This is a genomic window from Yeosuana sp., assembly GCF_057126245.1.
Genome location: NZ_DBNGMQ010000033.1, coordinates 1 through 19255, shown reverse-complemented (window position 1 = coordinate 19255; position 19255 = coordinate 1). Strand labels below are relative to the sequence as shown.

20 protein-coding genes are annotated in these 19255 nt (G+C 32.4%); 9 read left to right on the top strand and 11 right to left on the bottom strand.

Annotated elements, in window-relative coordinates:
• Positions 1–76: 76 nt before the first annotated feature.
• Positions 77–841 (bottom strand): TIGR02757 family protein, encoded by a 765-nt coding sequence (locus AC15TD_RS03185; RefSeq protein WP_484450693.1) that lies wholly within the window; start codon positions 839–841, stop codon positions 77–79.
• Between the two features lie 131 nt (positions 842–972).
• Here AC15TD_RS03185 and AC15TD_RS03180 point away from each other — a divergent pair, with 131 nt between their 5' ends.
• Entirely contained in the window at positions 973–3687 is a 2715-nt protein-coding gene (locus AC15TD_RS03180; RefSeq protein ID WP_484450692.1) for a phosphoenolpyruvate carboxylase, read from the top strand.
• Positions 3688–3770: 83 nt separating this feature from the next.
• On the opposite strand, the gene AC15TD_RS03175 is transcribed toward AC15TD_RS03180, so the two are convergent.
• Positions 3771–4433 carry an ABC transporter ATP-binding protein gene (locus AC15TD_RS03175; protein ID WP_484450691.1) on the bottom strand — a complete coding sequence of 221 codons (663 nt, stop codon included), beginning with the start codon at positions 4431–4433 and terminating at the stop codon, positions 3771–3773.
• 235 nt (positions 4434–4668) lie between these two features.
• Between AC15TD_RS03175 and msrA the strand changes: the two genes are divergently transcribed.
• Genes msrA through AC15TD_RS03160 form a run of 3 tightly spaced genes read left to right on the top strand, consistent with a single transcriptional unit; the run spans position 4669 to position 6109 of the window.
• Positions 4669–5214 (top strand): peptide-methionine (S)-S-oxide reductase MsrA, encoded by a 546-nt coding sequence (gene msrA / locus AC15TD_RS03170; protein WP_484450690.1) that lies wholly within the window; start codon positions 4669–4671, stop codon positions 5212–5214.
• Between the two features lies 1 nt (position 5215).
• Entirely contained in the window at positions 5216–5803 is a 588-nt protein-coding gene (gene folE / locus AC15TD_RS03165; protein WP_484450689.1) for a GTP cyclohydrolase I FolE, read from the top strand.
• A gap of 45 nt (positions 5804–5848) precedes the next feature.
• Positions 5849–6109 carry a hypothetical protein gene (locus AC15TD_RS03160; RefSeq protein ID WP_484450688.1) on the top strand — a complete coding sequence of 87 codons (261 nt, stop codon included), beginning with the start codon at positions 5849–5851 and terminating at the stop codon, positions 6107–6109.
• A gap of 58 nt (positions 6110–6167) precedes the next feature.
• On the opposite strand, the gene AC15TD_RS03155 is transcribed toward AC15TD_RS03160, so the two are convergent.
• The 8 genes from AC15TD_RS03155 to AC15TD_RS03120 all read right to left on the bottom strand — a co-directional run bounded on the left by AC15TD_RS03155 (position 6168) and on the right by AC15TD_RS03120 (position 13808).
• Positions 6168–8387: a TonB-dependent receptor gene (locus AC15TD_RS03155; protein ID WP_484450687.1), complete on the bottom strand. Its 2220-nt coding sequence runs from the start codon at positions 8385–8387 to the stop codon at positions 6168–6170.
• Positions 8388–8503: 116 nt separating this feature from the next.
• Positions 8504–8836 (bottom strand): hypothetical protein, encoded by a 333-nt coding sequence (locus tag AC15TD_RS03150; RefSeq protein ID WP_484450686.1) that lies wholly within the window; start codon positions 8834–8836, stop codon positions 8504–8506.
• A complete protein-coding gene (locus tag AC15TD_RS03145) occupies positions 8836–9138 on the bottom strand; it encodes a DUF6787 family protein (protein ID WP_484450685.1) in 303 nt (100 codons plus the stop codon). Before AC15TD_RS03145 ends, AC15TD_RS03150 begins: the two co-directional genes overlap by 1 nt.
• A gap of 35 nt (positions 9139–9173) precedes the next feature.
• Entirely contained in the window at positions 9174–9611 is a 438-nt protein-coding gene (locus AC15TD_RS03140; RefSeq protein WP_484450684.1) for a DUF6146 family protein, read from the bottom strand.
• A gap of 123 nt (positions 9612–9734) precedes the next feature.
• Complete coding sequence (locus AC15TD_RS03135) at positions 9735–10373, bottom strand: DUF937 domain-containing protein (RefSeq protein ID WP_484450683.1); 639 nt, start codon at positions 10371–10373, stop codon at positions 9735–9737.
• Positions 10374–10487: 114 nt separating this feature from the next.
• Positions 10488–11438 (bottom strand): D-2-hydroxyacid dehydrogenase, encoded by a 951-nt coding sequence (locus AC15TD_RS03130; RefSeq protein WP_484450682.1) that lies wholly within the window; start codon positions 11436–11438, stop codon positions 10488–10490.
• Positions 11439–11596: 158 nt separating this feature from the next.
• A complete protein-coding gene (serC, locus tag AC15TD_RS03125) occupies positions 11597–12661 on the bottom strand; it encodes a 3-phosphoserine/phosphohydroxythreonine transaminase (protein ID WP_484450681.1) in 1065 nt (354 codons plus the stop codon).
• 88 nt (positions 12662–12749) lie between these two features.
• Positions 12750–13808 carry an acyl-CoA reductase gene (locus tag AC15TD_RS03120; protein WP_484450680.1) on the bottom strand — a complete coding sequence of 353 codons (1059 nt, stop codon included), beginning with the start codon at positions 13806–13808 and terminating at the stop codon, positions 12750–12752.
• A gap of 67 nt (positions 13809–13875) precedes the next feature.
• Here AC15TD_RS03120 and AC15TD_RS03115 point away from each other — a divergent pair, with 67 nt between their 5' ends.
• The 4 genes from AC15TD_RS03115 (at position 13876) to AC15TD_RS03100 (ending at position 16807) form a co-directional block, all read left to right on the top strand.
• Positions 13876–14229: a 4Fe-4S dicluster domain-containing protein gene (locus AC15TD_RS03115; protein WP_484450679.1), complete on the top strand. Its 354-nt coding sequence runs from the start codon at positions 13876–13878 to the stop codon at positions 14227–14229.
• A 70-nt stretch (positions 14230–14299) separates the two neighbouring features.
• Positions 14300–15256 carry an L-threonylcarbamoyladenylate synthase gene (locus AC15TD_RS03110; protein WP_484450678.1) on the top strand — a complete coding sequence of 319 codons (957 nt, stop codon included), beginning with the start codon at positions 14300–14302 and terminating at the stop codon, positions 15254–15256.
• A gap of 136 nt (positions 15257–15392) precedes the next feature.
• Positions 15393–16334 carry an aldo/keto reductase gene (locus AC15TD_RS03105; protein WP_484450677.1) on the top strand — a complete coding sequence of 314 codons (942 nt, stop codon included), beginning with the start codon at positions 15393–15395 and terminating at the stop codon, positions 16332–16334.
• Positions 16335–16372: 38 nt separating this feature from the next.
• Entirely contained in the window at positions 16373–16807 is a 435-nt protein-coding gene (locus AC15TD_RS03100; protein WP_484450676.1) for a hypothetical protein, read from the top strand.
• Positions 16808–16993: 186 nt separating this feature from the next.
• Here AC15TD_RS03100 and AC15TD_RS03095 read toward each other — a convergent pair whose 3' ends face one another.
• Positions 16994–18472 carry a carboxypeptidase-like regulatory domain-containing protein gene (locus tag AC15TD_RS03095; protein ID WP_484450675.1) on the bottom strand — a complete coding sequence of 493 codons (1479 nt, stop codon included), beginning with the start codon at positions 18470–18472 and terminating at the stop codon, positions 16994–16996.
• A 130-nt stretch (positions 18473–18602) separates the two neighbouring features.
• Here AC15TD_RS03095 and ychF point away from each other — a divergent pair.
• The coding region (ychF, locus tag AC15TD_RS03090; protein WP_484450674.1) for a redox-regulated ATPase YchF at positions 18603–19255 on the top strand (653 nt) is incomplete at its 3' end.

The window sequence follows — 19255 nt, the reverse complement described above, 5'->3', positions numbered from 1 at the left end:
TAATTATTCCCGTATATTTTTTAATAACTAAACTATAATTATTGTATGTTTTCATTTTTTAGAATAAATCAATTAATTAGAAATTTTCAAAAACGCCTAAACCAAAGAGAGCAAAATCATATTTAACGGGGTCTTTAGGGTCTAATAAACGTAATGAGGTATCTAACTCTTTTAACGCTTTAGCATCATTCTGTTTTCTCTTGAGTAGGCCTAGTTTTCTGGCCACATTTCCAGAATGTACATCCAATGGACACGATAAATGAGAAGGCGAGAGGCTTTTCCAGATACCAAAATCCACGCCAGCATTATCATTTCTCACAAACCATCTGAGCATCATATTAAGTCGTTTCGCAGCGGAATTTTTTAAAGGGTCACTTATGTGCTTTTGGGTTCGCTTTAAATGCTCAATTTCAAAAAAAACAGTTTTAAATTTTGAAATGGCTATTTGAAGTGACTGTTCTTTAGCGTATTTCGAAAACACAGATTCCAAACCTTCATGGTTTTTATAAATATGTTGAAGCGATGTTATAAATTGAATGAAATCGTCTCCATTAAAAGTTCGATGAACAAAGGTTTTAAGATTTTTTAAATCACATTCTTGATGATTCATTACAAAATCATAAGGGGACTGTTCTAATAATGACATCATTTTATTGGCATTATTTATAATGCTTTTTCTATTGCCCCAAGCAATCGTTGCTGTTAAAAAACCTGCAATTTCTATATCTTCTTTTAATGAAAATTGATGTGGGATTTGAATAGGATCACTTTCAATAAACTTGGCATTATTGTACTGAAGGACTTTAGTGTCAAGAAATTCTTTAAGGTCAATTTTGTTCACGATTCAGAATAAGTGATTAGTTAAAATGAATTATTTCGTATAAATTTATACCAAAAATAGTAAAACGTGTTTTTAGTTAAAAATAATAGTCTTTTAAATAAACATGTCTAATACTTAAATAGGAAAATCTAATGACCGAACAGATTGAAACCAACGAATTCCAAAAAATTATTGACGACAGAACATTCATACTTTCATGTTATGAAGATATGTTAATTCGTATAAATGAGCATGAAACATTAAAACTTTTACAATTAAATAAATTTTCAGAAAATGAAATAAAACATATTTCTGTTCCCGACGAGAAAATTATTCAAACCTTAGGAATTTATTTTCAGTTAATAACTTTAGTTGAAGAAAATGCTGCAACTCAATATCGTAGACAACTTGAAAATGAAAAAGGCGTATCATCCATTCGTGGTTCTTGGGGAGAAACTTTTAAATTGTGGATTACTCAAGGCTTGAGTGAAGATGAAATGTTAGAACAGATAGCTACTGTTAATGTAATGCCGGTTCTAACAGCTCATCCAACAGAAGCAAAAAGAGTGTCCATCGTAGAACTACATAGAGAGTTATATTTACTTTTAGTACAAAGAGAAAACACCGCATTATCTAAATCTGAAAAAAATGGCATACGCGAAAAAATCATCCATTTATTAGAACGTTGGTGGAGAACAGGTGAGATTTATCTTGAAAAACCTGACATAACTTCAGAACGTGATAACATTGTATACTATTTAAGTCATGTATTCCCAAAAGTTTTAGAAAAGAGTGATCAGCAATTAAAGGATTCATGGACTGCAATGGGTTTTGATGCTGATAAATTGAGTTTTCCAGAAAATTATCCACAATATAATTTTGGAAGTTGGGTAGGAGGCGATCGCGATGGCCATCCTTTTGTAACGCCGAGTATAACGCAAGATACTTTATTAATACATCGAAATAAAGCTTTAGAAATTATACACCAAAAAGTGGTTATATTAGCATCACGTATGACGTTATCTGCTATTAGTAACCCCGTTCCTAATGCTTTGACTGAAGCAGTAAATAAGCTAGCAAAAGCACTTGGTTTGGTTGGAGAGCATGCATTAAAACGAAATCCTTACGAACCATGGCGTCAATACATTAGTCTGTTGGTTATTAAGCTTGAAAATACTATTTCTCAGAATCATAGTGATTCAAATTCTTATTACAGATCAAGTAGCTTTTTAAAAGAAGACTTAAAATTTATCAGAAATATATTAATTGAAAATGGCGCGAAAGGGATTGCTATAGATTTGGTGTTTCCGGTAGAACGAGCTGTTCAATGTTTTGGATTTCACCTTGCCAAATTAGATATTCGACAAAACAGTACATTTTACGAAAAGGCTGTCACTCAAATATTAAAAAAATCCGGATTTGAAAAATTTGATTTTAATGTGTGGGATGAAGCATCTCGTGTAAATTTTTTAACTAAAGAATTAGAAAAACATGCGCCCGTATCTGATATAACAATATCGTATGGTGACGAAGCCGATAACGTATTAGATTGTTTTAGAGTTTTAAGGCAGCACATTAACCAATACGGAACAGACGGTATTGGGTCTTTGATTGTGAGTATGACTAGAAGTCTGAGCGATTTATTAGTAATATACTTTTTAATGAGAGAAACGCAACTTTTAAATACTAGTTTGCGTGTAGTACCTCTATTCGAAACAATCCCCGATTTAGAGATGGGTCATATTATTCTAGATGCTTTCTTGGGTCATACTGTTACTAAAAACAGAAATAAGTTAGTGTCGAATACACAAGAAGTAATGCTTGGGTATAGCGATAGTAATAAAGATGGTGGTACTTTGGCCAGTAAATGGAATCTTTATAAAACAGAAGAACGCCTATGCAAAGTTGGTGAAAAGTTTAATGTAGTAGTTTACTTTTTTCATGGAAGAGGAGGGACTATAAGTCGCGGAGGGGGAAAATATCACCGATTTTTGGAGAGTATGCCACTTAATACAGTAAACGGCCAAATTAAGTTAACAATTCAAGGAGAATCTATTGCGCAACAATTTGGAAATCCATTAACGGCAACCTATAATTTAAATATGTTAACGTCGGGAGTTGCTCGTCAAACAATGCCACTTTCTACAAATAAATCAGAAGAAAAATATCCATCTGAAACTTTAGATTGGCTTACTGAAGCATCACTAAAATATTATAAAATGATGATTGAAGATCCTGATTTTATTCACTTTTTTAGTCAGGTTACATCAATCGATGTTTTAGAGAATAGTAAAATTGGCTCACGTCCTGCGCGAAGAACAGGGCAAAGAACTTTAAACGACCTTCGAGCCATCCCTTGGGTATTTAGTTGGAATTTATCACGTTTTGCATTAACCGGTTGGTATGGTGTTGGACAAGCTTTAAATGAACTCAAAAAAGAAAAACCTTCAAAATTTGAAGAGTTAAAGCAATTTATTGAAACTTGGCCATTCTTGAAATTTTTATTTATCCAAATAGAAACGAATTTAATTCTTGCAAATTCAGACCTCATGAAGCGTTACGCAGATATGGAAACAGATTCTGGTATTAAATCGAAGCTTTTAAATATGATTTTAACCGATTATGAAGCTGGTATTATTCATATTGAAGATTTACTAGGAGAATCGGTAGCAAGTAGAAGAGTAGGACAGATCGATAATTTAAAACGTCGAGACAAAGAGCTACAGGTACTACACGAACTTCATATTACGTATTTAAAGCAATGGCGGGCTATAAAAGACACAAACCCTATTGAAGGAGATCAGATATTAACAAAGCTTTTATCAATAATAAACTCACTTTCTGGAGGATTAAAAAATACGGGATAGAAACTAAATAATTTTAGTCTGGAAGGATTAGTTTTTTAATAAATTAATAAAGATGGTTTAGCATATATGTTAAGCCATTTTAATTAAATAAGAATCTTCCCATCGACCATCACAAGTTTTCTATCGGCTAGATTTGCGAGTTCTTCATTATGGGTAACTATTACAAAGGTTTGCCCAAATTGATCACGTAGTTTAAAAAAGAGGTTATGTAAATTCTCAGCAGATTCACTATCCAAATTACCAGAAGGTTCATCAGCAAAAATTAAGTCTGGATTATTAATTAAAGCACGTGCAACCGCGACACGTTGTTGTTCACCTCCAGATAATTCGTTTGGTTTATGATTATAACGGTTTGAAAGTCCTAAAAAATCTAAAAGTTCTAATGCTCGTTTTTCGGCATCTACTTTTTTAGTTCCTTTGATGAACGCAGGAAGGCAAACATTTTCTAAAGCTGTAAACTCAGGTAGCAATTGATGAAATTGGAAAATAAACCCTATATGCTCATTTCTAAATTTGGCCAACCCTTTTTCATTCAAGGAATTAATATTTATGTCGTTTATAATGAGTTCAAAATCTTCCTTTTTCGAGGCTTGATCCAGTGTTCCTAATATTTGCAGCAAGGTGGTTTTTCCCGCACCAGAAGCTCCTACAATAGAAATCACTTCACTTTTTTTTACATGAATATCAACACCTTTTAAAACGTGTAAATCGTTGTAATACTTATGAATGTTTTTTGCCTGAATCATGTTGTTTATTATAGAATGTGAAAATAGTATTTTACAGTCTAAAGTACAAGATTAAAATCTCTTAGTATCTTAGCATTATTCTTAAAATATCAATTTGTAAGTTTTTAACATTTTAAGCAACCAAAATATCTTTAACTTTATCTTTTTTTCATTTGAACATTTATATTATCAAGGAATACGATTCAGATATTAACAAGAGTATTTTAAATAACATTCAAAACATAATAGTAATAGGATGAGCGAAAAATTAAAATTAGCCACATTTGCAGGTGGATGTTTTTGGTGTATAGAAGCCATTTTTTTAAAACTTGAAGGTGTTGAAAAAGTGGTTTCTGGATATACTGGTGGAAATATAAAAAATCCAGCATATAGAGAGATTTGTACCGGAAGAACCGGGCATGCTGAAGCAATTCAAATAACGTTTAATGATAATAAAATTAGTTTTTCAGAATTACTTGAAGTTTTTTTTGCTACCCATGATCCAACAACATTAAACCGGCAAGGAAATGATGTAGGAACTCAATATCGTTCTGCTATTTTCTATAGTGATGAGAATCAAAAAAATACTGCAGAAGAATTTTTAAGGTTACTTGAAAAAGAGACGATTTTTAAAGACCCTATTGTTACAGAAATTACCGCTTTAGGGATCTTTTATTTGGCAGAGGAAGACCATCAAAATTATTATAATTTAAACAAAGAACAGCCTTATTGCCAGTTTGTCATTCAACCAAAATTGAAGAAATTAGTTCAATATTATAACGAAAAATTAAAAAAAGAATAAAATGCCATATAAAATTTTTGAAGAATACAATATACAAGTTACTGATGATGTTAAAAATAGATACAAAAACATTATTAAGGATTTGGGAGAAGATACAGAGCGTGACGGATTAATAAAAACACCAGAACGTGCCGCCAAAGCCATGCAGTTTTTAACACAAGGCTATCATCAAGACCCTGTTGAGATTCTTAAAAGTGCTATGTTTAAAGAGTCTTATAATGAAATGGTTATTGTAAAAGACATTGAATTATATTCACTTTGCGAACATCACATCCTACCTTTTTTCGGCAAGGCACATATTGCATATATTCCAAACGGTCAAATTGTTGGGTTAAGTAAATTACCTAGAATCGTTGATGTGTTTGCACGAAGACTTCAAGTGCAAGAGCGGTTAAACGAGCAAATTTTAGATTGTATTAATGATACTTTGAAGCCTCAAGGAGTCGCCGTAGTTATTGAAGCTTCTCATATGTGTATGATGATGCGTGGGGTTCAAAAACAAAATTCCATTACAACAACTTCCGGATTTAGAGGTCAGTTTGAAAAAATTGAAACCCGCAATGAGTTTTTAAAACTTATAGGAAAATAATTTGTGATATATGTCTTGTTATTTCATTGATGTTGAATTTTTAATATGAGTAAATACAAAAAACTAATTTTAGGGATTATACTGGACGCTATGGGGTATGTGTCTTTTTTAATTCCGGGAATAGGAGAGTTTTCAGATATTATTTGGGCACCAATTTCAGCGTGGATTATGACTAAACTTTATAAAGGTAGATCAGGAAAGGTGGCTGCTGTTATAAACTTTGTTGAAGAAGCATTGCCTGGTGTAGATGTGGTTCCAACGTTTACACTTATGTGGTTATATACGTACGTTTTTAAAAGAAAATAGATTTTTAAAAGAAGTTAAATAAAGAGCGCAATATGTTTAATACTGCGCTCTTTTTATTTTACAAATTATAAGTTACACCAAAACTTATATTTCTACCAATATTGAAAATACCATTAGGTTTAAGTCGTGACAAATGGCTTATATATTGTTTATTTGTTAAATTATTACCTGAAACACTTATAGCTAATTCGTTTTTAAACATAACGATAGTTCCGCCAATACCTGCGCTTAATAGATTATATCCCGGCGTTTTTGTTTCAAATTCACTAAAATTATTCTGATTAAAAACAGATCTTAAACGTATAAACCCATAACCTTGTTTAATTGAAGCATTTTCAAATTCAAACCTAATCATGTTGTTTAAACTATTCGCAGGAATTAATGGTAGATACTCATCGTTATTTTGCTTTCCTGTTACCGATTCAAAGCTTGTTTCTAAATGTAACCAATCTAAAGGGTGTGGGTGCAAATGAAACCCAAATTCACCACCATATAATTTGGCATCATCTTGAGCATAGATATATACGGGATCTTGGTTAATAATATCTCCATTTGGTGATAAGTAGATATAGTTATTTATCAGATTGTAAAATCCGTTTACAAAAATTTCGATGTGTTCAGTTTTATATTCAAGAGCTAAATCGGTTTGAAAGTTTTGTTCGCTTGTTAAAGCATCATTTCCTATTTCGTAACGGTTAGTGCCACCATGAGAACCGTCAGATGTTAATTCCGATAAATTAGGCGCTCTAAACCCTGTTGCAAAATTTAATCGAGAGACAAGATTTTCTAGAAGATTTGTTTTAAAACCTAAGGCACCATTAAAGCTATTAAAGGTTTTACTTATTCCAGAATTTACATCAATTGCTCTGTTGTCAAATCTAGCTCCAATTTGAATATCTGTTGTTTCAAAATGAATATGAGACGTGGCAAAAATTCCAAAATCGTTTGTTGTGGCATTAGGTATTAATTCTTCTTCACCATAATTGGTGTTGGATTGATTCATACCTTGGATACCAACAATAGTTTCAAATTTGCCTAATTTTGGTAAATGATATTTTACATCATAATTAGCCGTTTTTAATTTCATATGAAGTGCTGCTTCTAAAATGCCGTCTTCGTTTTCGTGTTCCTCGTTTTCATGTTCTTCCTCATCATGATGATGCTCTTCAAATTCTTTTCTGTCATTATAAATATACCCTAAGTTGATATTTAAACTTGAATTCTTAAAAAACAAAGTTGACTTTGAGCTAAGCACATGGTTTGTAACGTTTTGATAGGGTAGTAAAGGTGTTTTGGCTGTTGATTGTTCTCCAATTTCTTCTGGAATCCCTAATTTTGCATTGTTTACATTATAGCGGAATTCTGTTTTAAAAGCATCCTTATGATAGCCTATAGCTGCTTTAAAATCTTGTTCCCTGAATCGCGTATTTGTAACACGGTAGTCTTTGGTTTTGTAATCTGAATGTTCAGCAAGACTACCTCTAAATAAAAATTTAAAGTTATTTTCAGAGGATTTAAAGCCGGCGTTTGTACCAAATCCTTCAGTATTGCTAAAAAAATTAAAACTGGCATCACCATTGGATGTGTTTTCTTCTGCAAATCGTTCAGGGTTTAGATATAGAACGCCTCCTAAAGCATCACTACCATATAGCAATGATGCAGGGCCTTTTATAACTTCGACGCTTTCTATCCCAGCGTCACTTATTCCTAAACCATGTTCGTCCCCATATTGTTGGTTTTCTAATCTTACTCCTTGTGTGTAAACCAATACTCTATTAGAACTGAGGCCTCTAATTACGGGTTTTCCTATACCCAATCCTGTAGTAACACTCTCAACACCTGCTATATTAGTAATGCCATCAGCAAGCGTTAATGAGCCTTGCGCCTTCATATTGGAAACCTTTTCTTGTTCTACTTTCATAACGTTTTCACTTTGTAATTTGTGAAAAGGTGTAGAAATGATAACGCTTTCCATTTCTATAGCTGAAGGGTTTAAAAAAATGGTTAGGGACTCAGTAATAGGTATTAAAACATTTATTGATTGGGTTTCATAGCCTATCATTGAGAATACTATTTTATGGCTGCCAGATGGCAGGTCGTTTATTTTAAAAGAGCCATTGTTCTCTGTAATGATTCCTTTTTCAAGATTTGGTAAATATACATTGACAAAAGGCAATTCCTGTTTTGTTTCATTATCAATTACAGTGCCTTCTAAAGTGTTTTGTGAGTATAAAAGTGTCGTTGCCATAAGCAACATCAGGTTTATTAATTGTTTCATATAGATATTTTTTTAGCTAAATAAGAAGCATTTTATTAATGCAATTTTGTTATTAGTTATAGCTTTTTAATTAGTATATGTTTATTTTCTCTGAAGGAAATCAGAGGACGTGATTTTTAAACCTGAGAAGGCGGACCACGAAGCGAAAAGTGAAGTTTCTGGTAACTAATTAAAAAGTAATACTGTGAATCAATTTTGAGCTGTTTTTCTTCAGGAGAAAATACATTGTAATTATTAAAATTGATTAAAAAATTACCACTGAATTTGAATTTGTAAAATGTACAATCTAAATCAGATTTATGAAGATGCGTGCTTTTTTCTCCTAAACAAACGTCGTGTTTATAATGATTAAAAGCATGTGAAAATTTTATTGCAGTAGGCACTAGCAGTAAGAAAGCTAGAATACACACCGCAATTTTAGAAACAATATGGCTTCTTAAAGAATTCATTAATCTATAAATCTTTTTAATCCAAGTCTGCGAATCATTTTCTTTTCAAAATTCCAAAAAAACTTGTGCTGTCCAAAAAGCCATCCGATTAACACAAGAAAAATTTGATAAAAAATAAAACCTATAATAATATACAATACCCAATAAACTAAGGTTGGTAAATTTTCTTTATTTATACCAGCTATTTTTATCAATGGCCTACTAATAAACACGGACGTAGAGCCAGTGATGGCAAACACAAAAAAAATAATTGCCAGTTGCCAATTCGAGGTTATTTCCCAACGTTCTTTTAATTTTTTCAAAAAGTTAATTTTTGACAAAAATAAGAAATTGAGTTTTATATTCTAGGGGTAAACGGACCTAATCTTTGTTTATAATGAAGTTGGAAGTAAATAAAATAGTTATATAACAAATAATTTACTTCATAACCATAATCTATACTAGATTGATAATCAATTTGCATTTCGTATAAATTTGGTTTGTAATAACTGGGTTGTAAAACTCTTATATTCCAATTTGTTACATAGATTTGATTTCTTGATTCAAGAAATGTTTGCGAATAAAAACCTCTTGGTTTTGCATTGCTGATTAACCAACTGTTAAAACCAGGTTCTATAATAATTATTTCATATTCCAATTCATCATTAGAAATAGTTACGGTGTCATTCTTAATAGTGGAATCAATTTCTTTAGGGCTATTTAAGTTTGCGTTTTTAGAAGTGTTGCAACTAATTAAGAAACTAATTATTAGAAGAAAGTAAATAAAATGTTTCATGAGCTATATTTTACCTTTAATTTACGAAATCCATCTTCAATAGTTTAAACTTTAATGGTTTTTAACAAAAAAAGCACCAATCTTTTATGACTGACGCACTATAGTTCATTGATAATTTAATTATTATTTACCTCCAAAAAGGCCACCTAATAGACCTCCCAGTCCGCTTTTCTTTTTAGAACCACCTAAAACCATCCCTGCAACATCGTCAATAACGCTACCATCGCCATCAGCATCAAGAATAGATTCTAAGAAGCTTTGTTCTTGTTCTTTAGAGTTACCACTCAGTAAACCACCCAACAGATCTTCAATACCGCTAGAATTGCTAACGCTTTCTTGTTTAGCCTGCTTTCCTAAATAACCCATGATTAATGGCGCAGCTATTTTTAATATTTGAGCAACAGAACCTGCATCTATTCCTGCCTTAGCTCCTAATGTATTTTCAACGTGTTGTTGCTTGCCACCTAAAACGTGACCCAATATTTTTCCACCATCATTTAATAAATTAGAGTCAACACCACCTTCAAATAAACTGCTAAGATTGTCTAATATGCTTCCATCATGTTTGCCACTAATTGCACCTAATAACCCTTCAGCACCTTCTGGGGTTGCAGCATTTCGTTTCATAGCCGTCATTAAAACCGGTAGTGCCATTGTTAAAATATCTTGTGTTTTATTTTGTGGTTGATTGGTTTGGTTGGAAACACCACTAATAATTGTTTTACCTAGGTCACTGTTTATTAAGTCTAATATTCCTGACATAATTTTAATTTTATAACGTTTAATAAATAGTGTGTCAATTTTATATAAAAAAAGTCCTACACAATAACGTATAGGACTTAAATATAACTTTTTAGTCGCAGTATTTAATTATTACTATCCGAGAATACTAATTATTTGTGATGCTAATTCAGTACCAATTCTATCTTGTGCTTCGTTTGTTGCAGCACCAGTATGAGGCGTTAGAGAAAGCGCAGAATTCATTAATAATTGAACTTCCGGTTTTGGCTCTTTTTCAAAAACATCTAAGGCAGCTCTGGAAACTTTACCACTTTCAATAGCTTTAACAAGTGCAATTTCATTTACTACACCACCACGTGCTGCATTTGCGATAATAACACCATCTTTCATCATATTAAATTCAGCTTCGTCAATCACATAGCCTTTTTGAGCAGGTACGTGAAGCGTAATAAAATCCGCTTGTTTTAAAACTTCTTCTTTAGAAATAGTTTCAATTTCGAAATTTACTTTTTGTCCGTCAAAAAAATCTAATTCTAAATTAGCTTTTTCAAGAAATGGGTCGAAAGCAATAACTTTCATGCCGGCTCCAAGAGCTACTTTAGCAGTCGCCTGGCCAATACGTCCGAAACCTAAAACACCCAATGTTTTTCCTTTTAATTCTGTTCCTTTTGCGTAGGCTTTTTTCAAAGCTTTAAAATTACTGTCCCCTTCTAAAGGCATATCTCTGTTCGAGTTATGTAAAAAACGTGCTAAGCCATATAAATGACCAAAAACTAATTCGGCCACAGAGTGTGAAGAAGCGGCTGGCGTGTTTATAACATGAAGTCCTTTGCTTTTTGCATAATCAACATCAATATTGTCCATGCCAACACCACCACGGCCTATAATTTTTAAACTCGGGCAAGCATCTATAAGGTCTTTACGAACTGTTGTTGCACTACGAACTAGTAATACACTTATTTGATTGTCGTTAATATATTTTATTAATTGATCTTGGGCAACGGTTGTAGTTATTACTTCATAACCACCTTTTTCTAGCGCATCAATTCCGCTTTTAGAAATTCCGTCGTTTGCTAATACTTTCATTTATATAAGTTAAAAGTTATAAGTTAAAAAATAAAAGTTCTGGGAACGATTAATAATTCAACTTCAAATTAAATTTATTATTCTTTGTCATTGCAAGGAAGTATGGCGTGGAAATCTTGATACGAGATTCCTTTACTTCGTTTGGAATGACATTTTATTTAAGCTTTACTTTCTAATTCGCTCATTACTTCTACGAGCACTTTAACACTGTCTAGGGGCAATGCATTATACATAGACGCTCTATATCCACCAACGCTTCTATGTCCGTTTAAGCCGCTAATACCTGCTTCTTTAAGCATGGTTTCAAACGTTTCTTTTAAATTTTCATTTTGAAGAGTGAATGTTGCATTCATAAAGGATCTGTCTTCTTTTGTTGAAAACCCTTTAAATAATGGATTTAAGTCAATTTCAGAATACATCACAGTTGCTTTCTTATCATTTATTTCTTCCATTTTTGAAATACCACCAAGATTTTTAATCCATTCTAAGGTTAACATAGAGGTATAAACAGCAAAAACAGGAGGTGTATTAAACATACTGCCAGCTCCAATATGTAATTTATAATCCATCATTGAAGGAATTTTACGAGATACTTTGCCTAGTATGTCCTCTTTTACAACCACCAATGTTGTTCCTGCAGGGCCCATATTTTTTTGAGCACCCGCATAGATTAAATCAAATTTTGAAAAATCCAAAACACGAGAAAAAATATCACTACTCATATCGCATACCACTGGTATTGGTGAGTTTGGAAAAGATTTTATTTGTGTGCCAAAAATTGTATTGTTTGAGGTACAATGGAAATAATCGTAATCTTCTGGAATATCGTATCCTTTTGGTATGTAATTGAAGTTTGCACTTTCAGAAGAAGCGACTTCATAAATATCATCTAATATTCGAGCTTCTTTAATGGCTTTTTTGCTCCAAGTACCGGTGTTTAAATAACCAGCTCTCTTTTCTAAAAGATTCATAGCAACCATTACAAACTGTGTGCTTGCTCCCCCTTGTAAAAACAAGGCTTTATATCCTTTTCCTTCAAGTCCTAATAGTTCTAAAACCAGAGATCTCGCTTTTTCCATAACATCAACGAAAGGCTTGCTTCTATGCGAAATTTCTAATAAGGATAAGCCGTCATTATTAAAATCAATGACAGCATGTGAGGCTTTTAATAAAACTTCTTGAGGTAAAATACTGGGTCCAGCACTAAAGTTATGTTTTTTCATTTTTTGTTATAATTATTTCTGATAATTAATAGATACAAAGTTCCTAATTAATTGAGGATTATATGTTATAAATTCGATAATTTTTTCGTCAAATTGATAATAAAAATTCAATAGAATCCACATCATCTGCATAATCCCAAAGTTGCGGTTTTTGCGTGTTGCCAAAAGCAACTTCATTTTCAATAAATCCGTTTGAAACAATACACTGAATTGCGTCTGTTTCAACCTTTAGTTTTTCCTTTAATTGCTCTTTAGAATCATAGTATTCATAAAAAACGGTAGCAATAGGCGAGGCGTAGCTTGTGTCTTCTTTTATCATTAGGAACCCATTTTCAAGCATATCAAATTCACTCATTAAATACACAGCTTTATTATAATCGTAATTATTGGCATATTTTGCTTTTTCAATAATAGGATGCCAGTGGTAAACGCCTTGAAAAAACAAATCAAAATTATAATCTTTTGGAACATAGATTTTGGATACATTTCTACAACCCAATCCGTAGTAGCTAAAAATATCTTCTGAAAGGGCTTGAAGATCTTCTAAGGTTTCATCACCATTTAAAACAGCGACTGAATTTCTGTTGTTTCTAATAATAGAAGGTTTGCCTTTAAAATAGTATTCAAAGTAGCGCGCTGTATTATTGCTGCCGGTAGCAATTACGGCATCAAAACTTTTTAGTTTTTCTTCTGTAAAAGTTATGGTTCCTTTAAAGCCTGGTTCAACATGTTCTAAATATTTTGATAAATAGGGTAGTAGATGCTTATCATTTGAAGACTGTTTAACCAAAACATGATGTCCGCATAGTAAAACCGATAAGAAATCATGAAAGCCAACCAATGGAATGTTGCCAGCCATCACAACAGCAACTTTTTTGGGTTCTTTGGCAGTGATGTTATATCTTGACAGCCAATTATTAATATTTTCAGGAGTTAAAGATTCTACCCAGCCTTTAAGCGCAAAAACTATATTTTCTTTTGTAAACCAACCATTATGTTCTTCGGCCAATTTTAATTGATGTTTAAAGCCTTCAAAAAATAACTCATTAGATTGAACAGTTTCTTTTTTTTGAATTATTTCATTAGAAAACTGACTTAAAAAATCTGCTAGTTTTATAAAAGCGTTAATTCTTTGTTGTAAATTCATTCTCTATTTGGTTATGAATAGTTTTGGTTTTATTTTTGCACTTGCAAATTTAGAAAAAGAAAATGCTATGGCAATTATAATAACAGATGAATGTATAAATTGTGGCGCTTGTGAACCAGAATGCCCAAACACCGCTATCTATGAAGCTTCAGATGACTGGCGCTATAATGATGGAACCAGTTTAAAAGGAAAAGTAGTTTTAACCAATGGTGCGGAGGTTGATGCTGATGAAGCTCAAGAGCCCATAAGTGATGAGGTTTATTATATAGTGCCAGATAAATGTACAGAATGTAAAGGGTTTCATGACGAGCCACAATGTGCAGCAGTTTGTCCTGTAGATTGTTGTGTTCCTGATGATAACCATGTAGAAACGGAAGAAGTCCTGTTGGCAAAACAACGTTTTATGCACCCAGAAGACTAATTTAAAATTTAAATTGATAACTAATCCTGAGTGTTTTGCTCGGGTTTTTTTGTTTTTGCATAAAAAAATTATGACAATTGTTTCTAAAGATATCTCCAAAGCAGTTCAAATATTAAATAACGACGATGTTGTTGCCATACCAACAGAGACCGTTTATGGTTTGGCAGCTAATATTTACAGCGAAGAGGGCATTCGTAAAATTTTTGAGATTAAACAACGCCCTTTATTTAATCCGTTAATTGTTCACGTCCACTCTTTAGAAAAAGCGGAAGAACTGGTGAGTGATTTTCCTGAAAAGGCTAAAAAATTGGCTAAGGCTTTTTGGCCAGGTTCCTTAACGTTGGTTTTGAAGAAAAAGTCTCATATTCCAGATTTAATAACTGCTGGAAAAGATACGGTCGCTATTCGTATGCCTAACCATCCGGTTACGTTAAGCTTGTTAAAAGAATTATCGTTTCCGTTGGCAGCACCAAGCGCCAATCCATTTGGTTGTATAAGCCCTACCAAAGCGTCGCACGTAGAGGGTTATTTTAAAAATAGTATTTCAATGGTTCTTGAAGGAGGCGACTGCAAAAATGGGATAGAGTCTACTATTATAGGATTTGAAAATAATGAGCCTGTACTTTATAGACTCGGATCTATTTCAATAGAGGACATTAATGACGTAATAGGAGCGATTAAAATTAGAAATAAGAAGGAATTAGCACCCGAAGCCCCAGGGATGTTGGCCAGACACTACGCGCCAAAAACAAAAACGTACTTGGTAGAGGATATAGAAACATTTATTCAAGGACATAAAAATAAAAAGATAGGTGTTATAAGGTTTTCTGGAACGATGAATTTATCAAACATCGAAGCGTTTGAAGTTTTATCCGAATCAGGAGATTTAAAAGAGGCCGCCTCTAAATTATATAGCACACTGCATAAATTAGATACTTTGAATTTAGATATGATTGTAGCTGAGGTATTCCCTGATTATGGATTAGGTAAAACCATTAATGACAGGTTATTAAGAGCTACAAAATAGAATAAATATTCATTTTTGAGAAATTAAAAAATCCTGAGTGTTTTGCTTGGGATTTTTTTTTGCTATTACATGTCATTGTATTGTTAGTTTACAGGAAAGTTATATCTTAGATATTCTCCGTATTAAATTCGTATTCATGAAATATAATAAATATATAAAAGCATCCCCATTAGTATCTGAAATTGGTTTAGGCGCTTGGCAGCTTGGTGAAAATTCCGGATGGAAAAGTATGTCTGAAAAAGATGCTATGGATCTGGTTTACAAATCGATAGAACTAGGTGTTAATTTTTTTGATACAGCTCCAAATTATGGCCGTGGAACCAGTGAATTACGACTTGGAAAAGCACTGAAGTCTTTTGATAGAAGTACCTTGGTGATTAATACGAAATTTGGTCATTCAGAAACAGGACAAACAAACTATGATGCCAATTATATTCGTGAATCTTTAGAAGGTAGCTTAAAAAGATTACAAGTAGATTATATAGATTCCTTGATTATGCACAGTCCTCCCTCAGAATATCTTGACGGTAATAATAATCCACACTATGAGATTTTAGAACGTTTGGTTGAAGAAGGTAAAATTCGAGCTTATGGCGCGTCTTTAGATACCTATAAGGACATGAAATTGTTTATAGAAACAACAAATGGCAGCGTTATAGAAGCGTTTTTTAATATACTTCATCAAGATTCGGCAAAAGCCTTTGATTTGGCAATAGAAAAAGAACTCGGTATCATCGTAAAAATTCCACTTGACTCCGGTTGGCTTGCTGGAAAATACAATGCTGAAAGTATCTTTAACGATATTAGAAAACGATGGTCTAAAACGGATATTTCTATAAGAAGTCTTTTAGTTGATAAAGTAAAGCATATCATTGGATTAGAGAAGAATCTGGCTCAAATAGCCATATCTTTTTGTTTGGCTTATGAGGCTGTTTCAACCGTTATTCCTGGAAACACCTCAATCTCTCAACTAAACAATAATATTGAAAGTACTCATAATCCGCTTTCTAAAGAACTCGTTAAAAATTTAGAGGATTTTTATCAAAACGAGGTGGAACATTTGAAGCTTTCTTGGTAGGTTGAATCGGTCAATCTAAAATTTATAAAATTAAACATATGAAATACCAGAAAATAATATCTTTTACGATTGTATGTTTTGTTTTTAGTTGCTCAACGGTTAAAAAAACGACATCAAATTCTAATAATAACAGAGAATCAATTATGGCTAAATTTGAACCAAAAGACGGCGAATGCCTTTTTTTTGATACTGATCTTTCTAAACCAAATGTAGCAAAAGAAGCTTGGGAATCTTGGTTTGTTCCCTTTTTTAATACGCTGAACCAAAACAAGGATGTTATTAAAGCATTCGCTTATATTAATGTAGATTGGTCTGTACAACCCATGTGGATTAATAATGACTTATTTAAACATGTAGATTCTCGTATCCAGGAAAGTGCCTTTATTTCAAAAAAATGGAAGGAAGAAATATCAAAACCAAGGTATTTGAAACCTAGCGCTGCATTGTGGGCTCATCTTGAATATAAACGCTAGTATTGTTGTGTAAAGAATTTAGAATATGGAAGTGTATTTTTAATAATTATCCGTTAATATTAATAATATAATGATTTTTCAAATGTATTGATTTTCTTATTTAAAAAATTCAACTTCGCTTATCGTCTGACATAAAACATTGAAACGATTTAATATCAGCGCGATAAGGGTCATTCCAAAAATAGTTTATTCCTCACCTTTAAACTCTTTCATTTCGGTAAGTGGTTCTAGAGTCTGGTCTTGTTTCCAGATACTGGCGTCGTATTTATGTAGCTTAATATATGGCACCGTTTTTTCTTCGGTAATCTTATCAAAAGGATCTAAGCTTATTTTGGTGTTGTTGGTAAGCAATAATTCTTGCTTGGTTAAAATATTACCTTCAATGGTAAAGTCAAAACTGGTTTTATTTTTCTCTGGACTGTTCTCAATAAATTTTAAAGGTCTGCTGACATAAAAATAACGTCCTTCTTCAAATTTTACATACTGTGGATGGTATTTATTTAAGGAGTCTTTTTGAAAAATCACGGTTCCTTTTCTCATATTTTCAATATACTTAACGCCTAAAATTAATTTTAAATTAACTTTTTTACCGCGTTTGCCGTCTGCAAAATCAAAATCTACTTTAGTAATGGCATAGGTGCTATCTGTTATAAAAAGTTTGCCTGAGTATTTAGATTTTGATCTACTTGGTTTATAATTAATAATGTAAATTAATTCATTATTAAAATATGAAACATCCTGAAGGCTATAATCGTATAAGTCGGCATCTAAAATTTTTGAAAGAAAAGAATTATCATAGAATTGTGAGCGCTTTAATAGCGAAGCTGCTTGACTTTTTAAACCGCCAACGTCGTATTCATTTTTGTTTTTCTCTTTGTCTTTGTCTTCATTATCATTAAGCGATAAAGAATCTTCAATTTTAAACAAACCGGTTTTAAGCTTATACGTTAAGGTAGTGTCTAAATATTTAAGAATCACGTCTTGTGCTCTTTTTTGAATTTCTTCAATAGATAGATTGTTTTTTTGGTCAAGAAGTTCGGTGGCTTTATGGACAACTAATTTGGTTTTTAAGGAGTCATCAACAAACAAATCAGCTTTAAAATCTTTAAAATGTTTGGTTTTACTGTTAATAATGGCTTTTGATAAGGAGTCTAAACTGTTGTTGGCAGACTGTAAATTTTTCTTTTTAGCGTGCGATGCTTTTTCAATTTCAAAATCTAATTTATCAAAATCCATAAAAGCAGTTTCTCTTGAAAAAATCTCATGTTTGTATAGTTTGTTTTCGTAATTTTCCGAAAGGTGTTGTCTTGCTTTTAAAATAATATCATTGGCATTTGGTTTTTCAGAACTAATGTAAACCGTATTTAGCTCATTGATAGATTCTTCAAGTGCAATCACAAAGTTTAAGGATGTAATATCTTTAATGGTGATGTTTTTGTTTTTATACCCTAAACACGAAATGGTTATTTGGGTGTCATTTTGGGTATCATGTAGTGTAAAATACCCTTCTTCATTAGAAATGACGCCACTAAAATCCCCTGTTTTTATATTTGCGTACGGAATAGGATTCTTTGTATTTATATCTACTAATTTAACTGTTAGGTTTTGAGCGTAAACGCATATGCTACCTGACAATATTAATATATAGGAAATTAAATGTTTCATAATTGATGGGTTCATAGTATTGACGAGTAAACCTTTTTTTTGTTACAAATATAAATGAATAGATAGTATACAGTTTTACTTTAATTAAAACAGGAATTAATTACATTTGCAATCTTAAAATAAAATTTCAATGAAAGCAGGAATTGTAGGATTACCAAACGTAGGAAAATCAACGTTGTTTAATTGTTTGTCTAATGCCAAAGCACAGAGTGCAAACTTTCCGTTTTGTACTATTGAACCTAATATTGGTGTGGTTAATGTGCCAGACCCACGTTTAGAAAAACTTGAAGAATTAGTAAAACCGCAACGTGTGCAACCTGCTACTGTCGAGATTGTTGATATTGCTGGATTGGTTAAAGGGGCTAGTAAAGGGGAAGGTTTAGGAAATCAGTTTTTAGCGAATATTAGAGAAACCGATGCTATTTTACATGTGTTGCGTTGTTTTGATAATGATAATATAGTGCATGTTGATGGAAATGTAGACCCTATTAGAGATAAGGAAACCATTGATATGGAATTACAACTAAAGGATCTAGAAACCGTCGACAAAAAGCTTGATAAGGTAAAGCGCGCTGCAAAAACAGGAAATAAAGACGCTCAAAAAGAAGAAGCCGTTTTGTTGAAAATTAAGGCGGGTCTTGAAGCTGGAACATCTGTTAGAACCCTTGAGTTTAGTGAAGATGATTATAATGATTTTGTAAATCCATCACAGTTTATTACCGATAAACCAGTTATGTATGTGTGTAATGTAGATGAAGGTTCTGCGGTGTCTGGGAATGCGTA

Coding starts and splice junctions, on each gene's coding strand:
- serC (WP_484450681.1), bottom strand. CDS start 12,661: ATGAAAAAACATAACTTTAGTGCTGGACCCAGTATTTTACCTCAAGAA.
- AC15TD_RS03095 (WP_484450675.1), bottom strand. CDS start 18,472: ATGAAACATTTAATTTCCTATATATTAATATTGTCAGGTAGCATATGC.
- AC15TD_RS03110 (WP_484450678.1), top strand. CDS start 14,300: ATGACAATTGTTTCTAAAGATATCTCCAAAGCAGTTCAAATATTAAAT.
- AC15TD_RS03100 (WP_484450676.1), top strand. CDS start 16,373: ATGAAATACCAGAAAATAATATCTTTTACGATTGTATGTTTTGTTTTT.
- AC15TD_RS03155 (WP_484450687.1), bottom strand. CDS start 8,387: ATGAAACAATTAATAAACCTGATGTTGCTTATGGCAACGACACTTTTA.
- AC15TD_RS03120 (WP_484450680.1), bottom strand. CDS start 13,808: ATGAATTTACAACAAAGAATTAACGCTTTTATAAAACTAGCAGATTTT.
- AC15TD_RS03115 (WP_484450679.1), top strand. CDS start 13,876: ATGGCAATTATAATAACAGATGAATGTATAAATTGTGGCGCTTGTGAA.
- AC15TD_RS03105 (WP_484450677.1), top strand. CDS start 15,393: ATGAAATATAATAAATATATAAAAGCATCCCCATTAGTATCTGAAATT.
- AC15TD_RS03160 (WP_484450688.1), top strand. CDS start 5,849: ATGAGTAAATACAAAAAACTAATTTTAGGGATTATACTGGACGCTATG.
- AC15TD_RS03140 (WP_484450684.1), bottom strand. CDS start 9,611: ATGAAACATTTTATTTACTTTCTTCTAATAATTAGTTTCTTAATTAGT.
- folE (WP_484450689.1), top strand. CDS start 5,216: ATGCCATATAAAATTTTTGAAGAATACAATATACAAGTTACTGATGAT.
- msrA (WP_484450690.1), top strand. CDS start 4,669: ATGAGCGAAAAATTAAAATTAGCCACATTTGCAGGTGGATGTTTTTGG.
- AC15TD_RS03180 (WP_484450692.1), top strand. CDS start 973: ATGACCGAACAGATTGAAACCAACGAATTCCAAAAAATTATTGACGAC.
- AC15TD_RS03175 (WP_484450691.1), bottom strand. CDS start 4,433: ATGATTCAGGCAAAAAACATTCATAAGTATTACAACGATTTACACGTT.
- AC15TD_RS03150 (WP_484450686.1), bottom strand. CDS start 8,836: ATGAATTCTTTAAGAAGCCATATTGTTTCTAAAATTGCGGTGTGTATT.
- AC15TD_RS03130 (WP_484450682.1), bottom strand. CDS start 11,438: ATGAAAGTATTAGCAAACGACGGAATTTCTAAAAGCGGAATTGATGCG.
- AC15TD_RS03135 (WP_484450683.1), bottom strand. CDS start 10,373: ATGTCAGGAATATTAGACTTAATAAACAGTGACCTAGGTAAAACAATT.